We start from the raw sequence: 13,237 nt of genomic DNA, 5'->3' as shown, positions 1-13,237 counted from the left end.
GCACGGCAGGATGGTCGGTGTGTACTCATCGGGGGGTCCCGTCGCGCCGGTCCGGCGTACGTCCGAATGGCGTGTGTCACGGTGGCGGCCCTGGGCGTTGATCGGTTCGGCAGGCGTACCTGTCACGGCGACCATGATCGCGGCAGTGGTGCTCGCGGTGGTGATCGGTACCGTCCCGGCGGCACGGGCCCAGCCGACACCCGACGCGGTGCGGACCACATCCGCGTCGTCCGCGTCGGCGAGCCCACCGGCGGGCACAGTGGTGCGGGCCGACCGGTTCGCCGTCGATCTTGATGGTCGGGTGCTGTTCCTGCACGGCCCGGCGGTGCCGCCCGGTGTCGCCGTCGACATCGCCACCGTCGCGCAGTGGGTGGCCTCGGGGTTCACCGCGGTGAGCCTCGGCGTGTCGATGGGCCCGGACGGGACGTTCACTGCGACCGCCGGCCGCGCCGGTGTGCAGGCCCGGCGGAGCGCCGATGCCACCGCCACCGCCACCGCCACCGCCACCGCCACCGATTCCGACGGGCTCGACCAGCTTGCCGCCTCCGTCCAGCTCGTCACCGGCCAGGGCCTTCGTGTGATGATCCAGATAGTGCCGACTGTTCCCGCCACCAGAGTCGGGGACGAGGCGTACGCCGCGGCCCTGCGCCGGGTGTCGAGCAGGTTCCATGACGTCGCGGGCCTGGTCGGTTTCGAGCTCGTGGCCCCGCCGTCCGCGAGTTCTTCCACGCTCAACGGGGCTGTGCGGGCGCAGGACGCCCACCATCTTCTCTGGCGGCAGAGCACCGCCCCGTTCGACCCGACCGCAACCGTGGTGATCAACGATGAGGCTGCTCTGCTCGTCGGATGGCCGGACGGCGACCCGGCGGCCGTGGCGCGGTTGGCGGCTGCTGCCGACACCACACAGATCGGCTGGTTCTTCGACCGGCCGTTGACCGACACCGCCGCGGCAGTTGTGGCCAGGCCCTATCCATCCGTGATCGCAGGTGTCCCGGTGGGCTTCACCTATACCCCGTCAGGACGGCTGCTGGCCCTGTCCTACCTACCGGTGTCCGCGACCGGGGGCACCTTCGGCCGTGGGGTCACGACACAGATACGGGTTCCCGCGCGGGCCTACCCGGACGGCTACCTGGTGCGGGCATCGGGCGCGACGGTGCTCTCCGCCCCCGGCGCGGGTGTGGTCTGCCTGGTGACCGACGTCGGAGCGTCCCGGGTGGACGTCCGGGTGGAGCCGGCAGCCACCGGGCAGGCGCCGCCGGTGGCGCCGCCGGTGGCCGGTGACCCCTGCCCGCCGGCACGAGGCACAGCGGGCGCCACCGCAACCGGTGCCCGGACGCCGGTCCCGGCGTCCCCGGATGGCAAGGTCAACGGTGTGCTGCTGTGGACGCTGCCGCTCGCCGGCGCCGCGGGTATGGCGGCGCTGCTGGGCTGTCTGTTCTGGAGGGCGCGCCGTGGCCAGGCAAACTGGACCGGTGGGTAGCCGATATCTCTATGACACCGAGTTCATCGAACGTTGCGAGGCAGGCCATCTCTGGCTGGATCTGGTGAGCATCGGGATCGTCAGTGAGGACGGCACCCGGGAGTACTACGCCGTGTCCACCGAGTTCGATCCCGGGTTCGCGGTCCCCTGGGTGCGGCGCAACGTCCTGGACAAGCTTCCGCCGCCGTCCGATCCGCACTGGCGTTCGCGGGCGCGTATCCGGTCGGACGTCGCCGAGTTCCTCGGCGTGGACGGACCACCGGAACTGTGGGCCTGGTATGCCGCTTATGACCATGTGGTGCTCTGCCAGCTTTTCGGCACGATGACGGATCTTCCACGCCCTTTTCCCCGGTTCACCCGTGACCTGCGTCAGCTCTGGGAAGAGGTCGGCTGCCCGCAGCTTCCGCGTCCACCCCGCGACGCCCACGACGCGCTTGCCGACGCTCGGCACAACCTTGCCCGCTGGCGCGTACTGGCTCCGCTACGAGCGGGTCTGTCGTCGGCAACCGCCGAGTGAATTCCGGAGGTTCAATGGTCGCTGAGCGTCCGGTCTGCGACTACGCTTCCGCCCTGACGGACTCGGGTCGTGCGGTGTCGGTGGCGAAGGGGTGCTGTTGTGAAGATCGGCGTGTTGACGGGCGGTGGGGACTGCCCGGGGCTGAATGCTGTCATCCGGGCGATTGTCCGGAAAGGTATGGATGTCTACGGGCATTCTTTTGTCGGTTTCCGGGACGGCTGGCGCGGTCCCATGGAGAATGCCACCGTCCCGCTCGGTATTGACGCGGTGCGTGGAATCCTGCCGCGCGGTGGAACGATTCTCGGTTCGAGTCGCACAAACCCGTACAAGTCGGATGACGGAGTGGCGCGGATTCGGGACACCCTTGCCGGGCTGGGCGTCGACGCGTTGATCGCGATCGGTGGTGAGGACACGCTCGGGGTTGCAGCCAGGCTGCACGCCGAAGGCATCCCGGTGGTCGGGGTTCCCAAGACCATTGACAACGATCTGTCCGCGACCGACTACACCTTCGGGTTCGACACGGCCGTCAACATCGCGATGGAGGCCATCGACCGGCTGCACACGACCGCGGAGAGTCATCACCGTGTCCTCATCGTCGAGGTGATGGGACGGCATGCGGGGTGGATCGCGCTGCACAGCGGAATGGCGGCCGGCGCCAACGTGATCCTCATCCCGGAACGGCCGTTCGACATCGACAAGGTCTGCGCCTTCGTCGAGCACCGTTTCGCGTCCCACTATGCGCCGATCATCGTGGTGGCCGAGGGGGCGGCGCCGGTGGCCGGCAGCCTGGTCGTCAAGGAGGGGGAGCTGGACGCCTTCGGTCATGTCCGGTTGCAGGGGATCGCGTCGGTCCTGGAGACCGAGATCCGTGGGCGTACCGGGCGGGAGTCCCGGGCGACCGTGCTGGGTCACGTCCAGCGAGGTGGCACGCCGACTGCGTTCGACCGGTGGCTTGCGACCCGATTCGGCCTGCACGCCGTTGACGCCGTGCACGAGGGCGCTTCCGGCACGATGATGGCGCTGCACGGCACCCGGATCGAACAGGTGCCGTTGGCGGAGGCCACCCGCGAGCTCAAACTGGTGCCGGAGGAACTGTATGCGGAAGCCGAGGTCTTTTTCGGTTGACCGCCGTACCCTGTAGCCCCGTGGACGAACTGGATGTGTGGCGGACCCTGCCGGCCAAGCAGCAACCGAACTGGCCCGATCCGGTGGAGCTGGCCGCGGCCCGTGAGCGGCTGGCCATACTGCCACCGCTGGTCACCGCGCCCGAGGTCCGGATTCTGACCGACCGGTTGGCGTCGGTTGCCCGCGGCGAGGCATTTCTGCTGCAGGGCGGCGACTGCGCCGAGACCTTCGCCGCGAACACCGCGAACAAGATTCGCGACAAGGTGAAGACTCTGCTGCAGATGGCGGTGGTGCTCACCTATGGCGCGAGTATGCCGGTGGTGAAGGTCGCTCGGATCGCCGGCCAGTACGCCAAACCACGGTCAGCCGATATCGAGGTGAGCACCGGGCTTCCGTCCTATCGCGGTGACGCCGTCAACGACATTGCCGCGACGGCCCAGGCCCGCCGGCCGGACGCCGGTCGTTTGGTGGACGCCTACCATGCCAGCGCGGTGGCCCTGAACCTTGTTCGGTCGTTCGCCACCGGCGGGTTCGCCGATCTTTCCAAGGTGCACGAGTGGAACAAGACATTCGTGCGGAAGTCGGCGGCCGGACGCCGCTATGAGGTGATGGCCACCGACATCGACCGGGCGTTGTCGTTCATGGCCGCCTGCGGCATCAACCCTGACCGCACGGCGGCTCTGCACGGCGTCGAGCTGTTCACCAGTCATGAGGCACTGCTGTTGGACTACGAGCGAGCGCTCACCCGGACGGAGGAGGCGTCCGGTTCGGCCTACGACCTGTCCGCGCACATGCTGTGGATCGGTGAGCGTACCCGCGACCTCGACGGCGCCCATGTGGATCTGATCTCTAAGATCAACAACCCTGTTGGCTGCAAGGTGGGCCCGAACGCCACACCTGACGAGGTACTGGCGCTGACCGACCGGCTCAACCCCGACCACATCCCCGGCCGTCTCACGCTCATCACCCGGATGGGTGCCGGGCGCATCCGCGATGTGCTGCCCACGGTCGTGGAGAAGGTCAACTCGGCCGGGCATCCGGTGGTGTGGTCGTGCGATCCGATGCACGGCAACACCCGGGACGTGAACGGGGTGAAGACCCGGCACTTCGACGACGTCCTCGACGAGGTGCTCGGTTTCTTCGAGGTTCACAAGTCGCTCGGAACCCATCCGGGTGGCGTGCACATCGAGTTGACCGGCGACAACGTCACCGAGTGTCTCGGCGGCGGCGATCGGATCGGCGAGGCCGATCTGGCCGGTCGGTACGAGACCGCCTGCGACCCACGGCTCAATACCGGTCAGGCGCTGGAGCTGGCCTTCCTGGTTGCCGAGATGCTCCAGCAGGTGACTGCGGGCCGTTCTCGCGGACGGTGACCCGCAGGGGTGACGCACCGGACGTCAGCCGGGGTCGGCGGAGTCCAGGATCTGTGCGACGACGGTTTCGGGTGCGATGTCGGTGGCCGGGGCGTCCGTCGTTGCTGACATGGCGGATGCTGACATGGCGGATGCTGATGGGCTCGGCGGCGCAGCGGTCGGCGCCTGTGCGTTTCCCGGTGAACGGCCGGTCCTCGCATCCGGGCCGGCGGCGACCGAAACGGCGGGGTTCGACGTGGCGGGGTTCGACGTGGCGGGGTTCGACGTGGCGGGGTTCGACGGAATGTCCGGGCCCGGCACCGGCGACGCGAACGAGCTCACCGGCGGCGTTCCACCGGAGTTCCCGGCCGGTTGCCGCACGTGCGAGGTGCCGACCCGGGTGGGCGTGCCGGACGGGCTGCCCGGTTTCGACGCGGCTGCGATACCCACGTCGCTGAGGGTGTCGCGCACTCCGTGCACGTAGTCGAGGGCGTCGGCCGTCATGGCATGGAGTGGACCGTCAGGCAGGCTGTCCAGCAGGACGCCTAGGTTCCGGGACTCGGCGGTGGTGAAGGCCTGGACGGCCTGGAACGCATCCTGGCTGCCGCCCCGCGCCTCGGCGACCAGTACCTCCCCGCCGGTGGACGCCTCGGTCTGCCACGCGACCAGGAGGTCACGCACATCGATGGTCTTCTTCGGTAGTCGTCCGTCGTCCATGATTGTGCGGATCTCGTCGAGCCTGGTCCGGGCGAGGTCGAGATGGACCTTGGCCTTCTCGACCCGGCTGCTCGTGAGATCCAGCTGGATGTGTTCGACCCGGAGCTTGAGCCCGTAGAAGGGCTCGCCGGGAACCGCCCGATGGGTACCGACCGCGATGCCCGTCACCACCACGGATGTGGCAAGGGCGCCGATCAGGGCCGGGCGTACTTTGAGGATGTTCCAGGCGTCGTGGGCGGGGGCCGCCGGGGACCGTGCGGGTTCAGCAGGGGTGACGGTCTCGGCCGTCGGGTTCTCGGCCGTCGGGTTCTCGGCGAGCAGCCGAACCCGCAGGGAGGCGCGAAACTCCGCGCGCGGCGACACCGGTTGGCAGGCGCGTAGTGCCATGACAATGTCCAGCCGCTCGCGCTCGCCCGTTCGGGTGGCCGGCAGCCGGCCGTCGACCAGCCGGTCGAAATGCTCGGCCCGCCGCCCCGTGAGTAGCACTCCCACCGGCGTCCCCCTGTTTTCCCCTGCGCGGTGCGCCGCCCGGGCGCCTGCTGCCACCCGCATACACCGTCAGCCCTCATGGTGAAGGGGGACACCCTGCACAGGCAGGTATCTCACCCTCGCCGTCCAGGGTGGTTCATCCAGACTATCCGCCGAATGCCGGGAAAGGCGTGCGCCCAGGACCCCCGCCCACCGGCTTCTGCTCAGCCCAGTCCGAGAGTGAGGGTCACCTTGGTGCCCCGTTCGACCTTGCTGCCCGCGGGCGGGTTGCTGCTCTGGACCGTGTCGCCGATGATGCCGTCGTGGTCGGCCCGCAGCCCGACGTGTTGCAGCTCGCGGACGGCGGTCTGGTATTTCTTCCCGACAAGGTCCGTCGGTACTACGACCATCTGGCCGCTGCCATCCCCGCCGCTGTCATTCCCCCACCAGCTCGCGGGGCCCTTGGACACGAACAGGGTGACGGTCGCACCGCGGTTGACCTGCTGCCCGGGGTCGGGGGAGGTGCGCACGACGCTGCCGGCCGGGACCGTGTCGTCGTTGATGTCCTGCCGGCCCGCCTTGAGACCGGCTGCCAGGAGGATGGCCTGGGCCTGTTCGAACGGCTGCCCGACGAGGTTGGACGGAACCGTGAGGGTGGTCGGACCGGAGCTCACGATCAGAGCCACCTGGCTGCCCGCGACGAGTTCGACGCCCGCGGCCGGATCCGTCCTGACCACGTAGTTGGCCGGGATGGTGTCGTTGGCCTCGGCGCGCTGGGACGCGACGTTGAGCTGCTGGCGGGTGAGCGCGGTGCGGGCCTCGGCCACCGACAGGGTGGCGACGTCGGGCACCCGGACCTTCGCCTGGCCCAGGCTGAGGCGCACCCGTACGGTGCTGCCCCGCGCCACCTTGGCGGTGCCGTCCGGGTTCTGCGCCAGGACCTTCCCCGCGGCGACGGTGTCGCTGGTGGCGGCATCGTCGTAAGCCACGACCAGCCTGGCGTCGGTCAGTGTCTTCTCCGCCGTCGCCTTGTCGAGGCCCAGCAGCGGGGGGACCCGCACGGTACCTGGACCGGACATCGTTTTGACCAGGGCAATCCCGCCGACGAGAACGATGATCACCATCATGGCAATGGCGACGAGCACGCCGCGTGACCTTCGCGGACGTCGGTAGCGGGACAACCCACGGCCCGGTTCGCCCGCGCCCAGGTCATAGCCGGCGGTCGCTCGGGAGCCGCCGCCCGCCGTCGGACCGTACCCACCGCCGGAGTACCCACCGGTGTGGACGGGGTTCTCGACGGCCTCCGGTAGATACGCCGCTATGCGCTGTAGTTCGGCCAGCATGGCGGCCCCGTCGGCGGGCCGCCAGTTCGGGTCGCGCGCGGTGGCGCGCAGCACGAGCGCGTCCAGTTCGGCCGGAATGCCCGGTACGAGCGCGGAGGGTGCCGGAACGTCGCCGTGCACCGACTGGTAGGCCACGGACATCGGGGTGCTGCCGGTGTGAGGTGGTTGCCCGGTCAGCATCTCGTACAGCACGACCCCGGCGGCATAGATGTCGCTGCGGGTGTCGGCGGAGCCGTCACTGACCTGTTCGGGAGCAAGGTAGCCAACGGTGCCCATAACAACACCCTGTGTCAGGGCGTACGTTGCCTGGTTGACGGGCCGGGCAAGCCCGAAGTCGGCGACCTTCACCTGGCCGTCGTGCCCCAGCAGGATGTTCTCCGGCTTGATGTCGCGGTGGATGATACCCGCGTTGTGAGCGGCCGTCAGGGCCTCAAGGACCGACTCGATGATCTCAACGGCTTCGGTGGGGGTCAACCTGCCGCGGCTGCCGATCAGCTGACGCAGGGTCTGGCCGCGGACGAGTTCCATCACCAGGTAGATCGTCGGGCCGCTGGACCCGTGGTCGCTGCCCTGATCGAGGATGGAGACGGCGTGTGGGGTGTTCAGCCGTGCCGCGGCCGTGGCCTCCCGGTGGAAACGCCGGACGAAATCCTGGTCGTGCGCGAACGCGGGATGCATGACCTTGAGGGCGACCAGCCGGTCCAGCCGGTTGTCATGGGCGACGTAGACGGTCGCCATACCGCCCACGGCAAGGCGTTCCTGCACGGTGTAGCGCCCGTCCAGTAACCGTCCGATGACGGGGTCCGCGACGGTCGTGTCCACATCGCACAGCTTACGATCGCCCTCTCCCGCCGTGGGCATGTGGTCGGTGGTTGCCGCATTTCTGCCGGGGTCGGTGGTTCGGAGGCCACCCGGCGTTCACCATGAGGTGGACGTGACCACAACCGGACCTGACCGTAATTCGGACATGACCACAACCGGAATGGAACCAACCGTCATGACTCCTGACGCGGTGATCCCTGACGCGGTGATCCCTGACGCGGTGGCCTTGACCTCTGACGCGCCGTCGCCCGCCGCGCCGGACCACCCGCGTCCGGTGTTTCTCTGGGACGGCGACTGCGGATTCTGCGCGGACAGTACCGCGCTCCTGTCCCGTCATCTCAGCGCAGTCCCCGATGTCCAGCCCTGGCAGGCGGTCGACCTGCGGCGGCTCGGCCTGACCGAGACGCAGGTGAGCGCCGCGGTCCAGTGGGTGGGCACGGATGGCGCGGTCCGCTCGGGGGCGGACGCGGTGGCGGCGTGGATGACGGTTTCGCGCCAACCATGGCGAGGGCTGGGGCGATTCATTTCCCGGCCACTGCCCGGCTTGTGCGCAGCCGCCGTCTATGACCGGATACGTCGCAACCGAAACCGGTTACCCTCCCCGACATGGAGCGGATTGTTGTCGTGGGCGCGGGGCTTGCGGGGGGGCGGGTCTGCCAGGAGCTGCGGGCTGCCGGCTACACCGAGGCGCTGACGCTCGTCGGTTCGGAGAACCATCTCCCCTACGATCGGCCGCCGTTGTCGAAGGCGGTGCTGGCCGGCCGGACGGACGACACGACGCTTCCACTTGACCTAGGCGGCGTCGAACTGCTCCTTGGCCGTCGGGCGAGCGGGCTGCGGCCGGGCGTCGTCGAGACCGACGGCGGTCCGCTCGACTTCGACGGGCTTGTCATCGCGACCGGCGCGGACCCGGTGCGGCTGCCCGGCGACGGGCCGCAGCGGGTGCTGCGCACCATCGACGACGCCCGCGCGCTGCGCGACGTGCTGCGCCCGGGTCTTCGTCTCGCCGTGGTCGGCGCCGGCTGGATCGGTGCCGAGGTGGCCACGTCCGCCGCGGCAGCCGGCGCGCAGGTGACGGTCGTCGAGGCCGCGGCCACACCGTTGGCGCAGGCGCTGGGGGAGGACGTCGGCTCCCACCTGATCGACTGGTATGCGCGGGCAGGGGTGACGCTGCGGCTCGGTACCTCGGTGGACGCCGTCCGGCCGGATGGCCTGGACCTCGCCGGCGGTGATCATGTTGTCGCCGACGAGGTCGTCGTCGGTGTCGGTGTCCGGCCGTCGACTGGTTGGCTGGCCGGCTCCGGGCTGGAGATCGACCGTGGGGTTGTCGTGGACGAACATCTCGCCGCGACCTGGCCGGTCCCGGTCGTCTGCGTCGGCGACAGCGCCGCGTGGTGGTCGAGGCGGTATGCCACTCGTCTGAGGGTCGAGCACTGGGACTGCGCCCAGCAGTCACCTGCCGTCGCCGCGGCGGCACTTCTTGGCGCCGATGCCGTGTACGACCCGGTGCCCTATTTCTGGTCCGAGCAGTTCGGCCGCATGGTCCAGTTCGCCGGACTTCGCCCGGCCGGCGCGACGCCGGTGTGGCGGGGCGATCCGACGCAGCCCAAGGGCTGGTCGGCCGGCTGGTTCGACGGTGACGACCGGCTGGCCGCGGTGCTGGCGGTCGGTCGTCCGGCGGATGTCGTACGTGGCCGGCGGCTGATGGCGGCCGGTGGCACGGTCGACCCGGACAGGTTCGCCGACCTGGCGACGCCCCTCGCGTGACGCGCCGGACGCTCACATCCCACGGGTCGTCCGGTGTCCGCCGATCCGGTTGCGAGTCGCCGGTGTTCCACGGCGAGACCCCCTGTGGGATGACGGGGGAGCTGTTACTAAAGTGCCAGCGTGCCCCGCATCCACCTGGTCTCGAACCTTTCCGGCGCGAGCGTACTCGGCGACCACCTGCGGGGTGCCGGGCTCGGGCCGACGTCCGCGAGGTCCGCGGACGCTCTCCTCGTTCTCATCGACCGGCCGCTCGACAGCGTCGAACAGGACGTGCTCGACCGGGCGCGCCAGTCCGTCCCGGTACTGCTCGCCGGCCCCACCCTGCGATCGCTGCCACCGGACAGCCCCCTGGTCGAGGCGTCCGGGCTGCTGCCGGGCCGGGTGACCCCCGTCCACGAACTTCGGTTGATCCCTGGTCCGGCCGGGGTGGAGTTCACGGCGCGTATCGGTGACTTCCGCCCGATCGACCAGTGGGTGATACCCGACAAGATCGCCGATGACGTGGAGCAGCTGCTGATGGTCCGCCACGAGCTGGCGGACCATCCCGTGTGCACCTGGCGCCCGTCGACGGGCCTCGGCATGTTCACCCTGGGTACCAGTGAGCAGACGCTTGCTGATCCCGCCTACCATCGGCTGATCGGACGTTGGCTACGCCACGCCCTCGGGGTGCTCGACGGGCCGCCGGTTCGGGTGGGACTGCTCGGCACGGCCGATTCCGCGGCCTTCCATCACATGGCCGTCGAGGCGACGGAAGGCCTGGAGATGGCCGCGATCTGTGACGGAGGGTCCCGTTCGCCCGGCCGTGGTGGGGACCGCGGGGCCCGTCGGATCGCCAACCCGGCCGAGCTGGTGAGCGATCCCGACGTCGGTCTGGTCATCGTCGCCACTCCGACGCACATCCACACCGAGTGGGCCATGCGGGCGCTGGATGCCGGCAAGCACGTCGTGGTCGAGCAGCCGTTCTGCCTGTCGACACAGGAGGCCGACGATCTTGCGTCCGCCGCGGCCGAGCGCGGACTTGTGCTGGCGGTCCACTGCGACCAGCGGGACGATCCCGGCTACCGGGCGCTGCGGATGGCGGTCGGAGGTGGCGCGGTCGGTGACGTGCTGTGGCTGGAGACCTTCCAGGGTGGTTTCGTGCGTCCCACCGGCACCTGGCATGACGACGCCAGAGTGAGTGGGGGTGCCGTCTACGACCGTGGATTCGCCCCGCTGGACTGGGTCCTCGACCTGCTCACCGGACCCGTCGAGTGGGTGTCGGCGTCCGCGCACAAGAGGGTCTGGCACCACGTAAGCAACGCCGACCACACCCGGATTCTGCTGCACTTCGCGGACGGCACCGAAGCCCAGGTCACCATTTCCGACGTGGCAGCCGCGCCGCTGCCGAAATTCCACCTGCTCGGCACCGCCGGCTCGATCGTCAGCGAGATCTCCACCGAGCCGGCGGGTGGCGGCCCACGCTCCGGGCGACACGCCGAACGCGCGCTTGGTGCCGTGTCCAGTCCGCTGAACCTGGTCGCCGAGAACGGGAGCCGAACCCGCCTGGCGTTCCCGCGGTCGGTTCCCGCCGCCTTCCACAGCGATCTCGCGGACTGCCTGTTGTCGGGCTGGCCCCTGTCGTACCCGGTGGATGAGGCCCGCCGGGTGGTAGCCGTGATGGAGGCCGCCACCCGGTCGGTGGCCGCCGGCGGGACTCCGGTGGCTCCGGCCTTGACTCCGCCCTTGACTCCGGCCTTGACTCCGTCCCGATCCGATGTCGCCCCGATCTGACCACAAGGTTGTTTCCCGGTGTTTACTTTGAGCGTGGACTGGCTGACCCTGCCCGATGTTGCTGACAGGCTCGGAGTGCCCATTACCCGGGTACGCCAGATGGTGCGGGACCGCAAGCTGCTCGCCGTGCGATCCGACGGTGTCCTGCGGGTACCCGTGGAGTTCGTCCAGGACGGCGAGATCGTCAAAGGGCTCCCCGGCCTGCTGACCGTTCTTGCCGACGCCGGCTTCACAGACGAGGAGTCGATGGAGTGGCTTTTCCGGGAGGACCCGACCCTGCCCGGCACCCCGGCGCGGGCGCTGGCGGAGAACCGTGGTCGGGAGGTCAAGCGCCGGGCCCAGGCCCTGGCTTTCTGACCCGCGCATAGGGTCGGGCCATGGGGCAGCAGCGTTGCGGTGAATCCACGTCGAGTGTGCCGTCGTCGGCGGCGCAGGCCCGTCTCGTCCGCCTGGCGGACGCCCGGCTGTATCTGTGCACCGGGCTCCAACCGGCCTTTCCCGCGTTTCTCGACGACGTCCTCGCCGGTGGGGTGGATGTCGTCCAGCTTCGCGAGAAGGGGATGGAGTGGCAACCCGAAGCCGACGAGCTGGCCGCGATGGGGGAGGCCGCGCGGCGGCACGGAGCGCTGGTGAGCGCCAACGACCGTGCGGACCTTGCCGCGTTCACCGGCGTTGACCTGCTACATGTCGGCCAGGACGACATCCCGCCACGGCTTGCCCGCCGGCTGCTCGGCCCGGATGTGCTGATCGGGCAGTCCACGCACGACCCCGACCAGCTGACCGCCGCGATGGAGGATCCCGACGTGGACTACTTCTGCGTCGGCCCGGTGTGGGCTACGCCGACCAAGCAGGGACGCCCGCCGGTCGGGCTGGACCTGCCACGACTCGCCGCCAGACTTGCCCCGCCGTTCACGTCCGGCGCCAAGCCCTGGTTCGTCACCGGGGGTGTGGACGGGACGACCCTGGATGAGGTCCTCGACACCGGGGCCCGGCGGGTCGTGGTCGTCCGGGGCATCACCCGGGCGAGCGGGCCGGGTACCGCCGCGGCGGCGCTGGCCGGCCGGCTGCGCGCGGCCTGACCGATCGCGGTCCTGGTGGGGCATCTGAGCTACCTGGCCGTACTGGCGGGTTGCCTGGCGGGCACCGCGCCGCTGGAGCTGTTCCTGCGCACCCGGGTGTATGCGCGTCCGGTACGGCTGTTGCTGACGATCATCCCGGTGGCCGTCGTCTTCGTCGCCTGGGATGTCTACGCGATCTCCCGCCGGCACTGGGGTTACGACCGTGGGCGGATGACCGGGGTGCTGCTGCCCGGTCGGCTGCCACTGGAGGAGCTGCTGTTTTTCGCGGTGGTGCCGGTCTGCGCGGTGCTCACGCTGGAGGCCGTCCGGGCTGTGAAGGGCTGGCCGGTGGGTGATGAACCCCCGCCCGGGGACGAGGGTTGACCTACACCGCGCTGGCCGTGGTCGGCGTCGCCGTCACCGTGGTGCTCGATATGGCGCTGCTGCGGACCCGGGTGCTCACCCGCCGGGCCTTCTGGGTCGCCTACGCCATCATCGCCGGCTTTCAGCTGGTCACGAACGGTCTTCTCACCGGCCTGCGGATCGTCACGTACAACCCGGGCATGATCGTCGGCCTTCGGATCGTGCATGCTCCGGTCGAGGACCTGCTGTTCGGGTTCGCGCTGGTCACCCAGACCCTGGCCTGGTGGGTCTGGTGGGGCCGCCGCCTCGTCCGACGAACCTGACGGGCACGTTCCGGCCTGACGGGCACGGTTGCGTAACGGCCGGGCCGACCCTCGGTGAGGCGCCTGGTAGCTCCGTGAATCCGGCTGCTCTTCCAGAAGACAAACCGCAGATGCGCTCGCTAAGGTGCCTGA

13 protein-coding genes are annotated in these 13,237 nt (G+C 69.8%); 11 read left to right on the top strand and 2 right to left on the bottom strand.

What is annotated here, in order from left to right; translation table 11 throughout:
* The first annotated feature begins 19 nt into the window (after positions 1 to 19).
* From NBW77_RS10765 to NBW77_RS10750, 4 genes are all read left to right on the top strand, one after another.
* The gene (locus tag NBW77_RS10765) at positions 20 to 1,480 is read left to right on the top strand and encodes a hypothetical protein (RefSeq protein WP_207387115.1); all 1,461 of its coding nucleotides are present in this window, start codon (positions 20 to 22) and stop codon (positions 1,478 to 1,480) included.
* Positions 1,473 to 1,997 carry a polyadenylate-specific 3'-exoribonuclease AS gene (locus NBW77_RS10760; protein ID WP_175324748.1) on the top strand — a complete coding sequence of 175 codons (525 nt, stop codon included), beginning with the start codon at positions 1,473 to 1,475 and terminating at the stop codon, positions 1,995 to 1,997. Before NBW77_RS10765 ends, NBW77_RS10760 begins: the two co-directional genes overlap by 8 nt.
* A gap of 99 nt (positions 1,998 to 2,096) precedes the next feature.
* Entirely contained in the window at positions 2,097 to 3,122 is a 1,026-nt protein-coding gene (locus tag NBW77_RS10755) for a 6-phosphofructokinase (RefSeq protein ID WP_131747459.1), read from the top strand.
* A 20-nt stretch (positions 3,123 to 3,142) separates the two neighbouring features.
* Entirely contained in the window at positions 3,143 to 4,495 is a 1,353-nt protein-coding gene (locus NBW77_RS10750) for a class II 3-deoxy-7-phosphoheptulonate synthase (RefSeq protein ID WP_131747497.1), read from the top strand.
* Between the two features lie 24 nt (positions 4,496 to 4,519).
* On the opposite strand, the gene NBW77_RS10745 is transcribed toward NBW77_RS10750, so the two are convergent.
* Both NBW77_RS10745 and pknB read right to left on the bottom strand, forming a co-directional pair.
* Positions 4,520 to 5,683 (bottom strand): DUF5667 domain-containing protein, encoded by a 1,164-nt coding sequence (locus tag NBW77_RS10745; protein ID WP_250279645.1) that lies wholly within the window; start codon positions 5,681 to 5,683, stop codon positions 4,520 to 4,522.
* Positions 5,684 to 5,883: 200 nt separating this feature from the next.
* A complete protein-coding gene (pknB, locus tag NBW77_RS10740; protein ID WP_131747457.1) occupies positions 5,884 to 7,824 on the bottom strand; it encodes a Stk1 family PASTA domain-containing Ser/Thr kinase in 1,941 nt (646 codons plus the stop codon).
* On the opposite strand from pknB, the gene NBW77_RS22400 reads away from it, so the two are divergent.
* The 7 genes from NBW77_RS22400 (at position 7,796) to NBW77_RS10710 (ending at position 13,105) form a co-directional block, all read left to right on the top strand.
* Positions 7,796 to 8,518 (top strand): thiol-disulfide oxidoreductase DCC family protein, encoded by a 723-nt coding sequence (locus tag NBW77_RS22400; protein WP_131747456.1) that lies wholly within the window; start codon positions 7,796 to 7,798, stop codon positions 8,516 to 8,518. The two genes, pknB and NBW77_RS22400, sit on opposite strands and share 29 nt — an antisense overlap.
* On the top strand, positions 8,431 to 9,591 hold the full coding sequence (locus NBW77_RS10735; protein ID WP_250279644.1) for an NAD(P)/FAD-dependent oxidoreductase: 1,161 nt from the start codon (positions 8,431 to 8,433) through the stop codon (positions 9,589 to 9,591). The genes NBW77_RS22400 and NBW77_RS10735 overlap by 88 nt, the downstream gene beginning before the upstream one ends.
* A 120-nt stretch (positions 9,592 to 9,711) precedes the next feature.
* Positions 9,712 to 11,361: a Gfo/Idh/MocA family protein gene (locus NBW77_RS10730; protein ID WP_131747455.1), complete on the top strand. Its 1,650-nt coding sequence runs from the start codon at positions 9,712 to 9,714 to the stop codon at positions 11,359 to 11,361.
* 18 nt (positions 11,362 to 11,379) lie between these two features.
* Positions 11,380 to 11,718 carry an Rv2175c family DNA-binding protein gene (locus tag NBW77_RS10725; RefSeq protein ID WP_242605937.1) on the top strand — a complete coding sequence of 113 codons (339 nt, stop codon included), beginning with the start codon at positions 11,380 to 11,382 and terminating at the stop codon, positions 11,716 to 11,718.
* Between the two features lie 20 nt (positions 11,719 to 11,738).
* Positions 11,739 to 12,440, top strand: coding sequence for a thiamine phosphate synthase (locus tag NBW77_RS10720; protein ID WP_131747454.1), 702 nt, complete (start codon positions 11,739 to 11,741; stop codon positions 12,438 to 12,440).
* A 15-nt stretch (positions 12,441 to 12,455) separates the two neighbouring features.
* Entirely contained in the window at positions 12,456 to 12,803 is a 348-nt protein-coding gene (locus NBW77_RS10715) for a lycopene cyclase domain-containing protein (protein ID WP_131747453.1), read from the top strand.
* The gene (locus tag NBW77_RS10710) at positions 12,800 to 13,105 is read left to right on the top strand and encodes a lycopene cyclase domain-containing protein (protein ID WP_131747452.1); all 306 of its coding nucleotides are present in this window, start codon (positions 12,800 to 12,802) and stop codon (positions 13,103 to 13,105) included. Before NBW77_RS10715 ends, NBW77_RS10710 begins: the two co-directional genes overlap by 4 nt.
* Positions 13,106 to 13,237: the final 132 nt, after the last annotated feature.

Origin of the sequence: Frankia sp. Cppng1_Ct_nod, assembly GCF_920656135.1 — a bacterium.
GTDB classification, from domain to species: Bacteria; Actinomycetota; Actinomycetes; order Frankiales; family Frankiaceae; genus Protofrankia; species Protofrankia meridionalis.
This window is presented reverse-complemented; position numbering and strand designations above follow the sequence as displayed.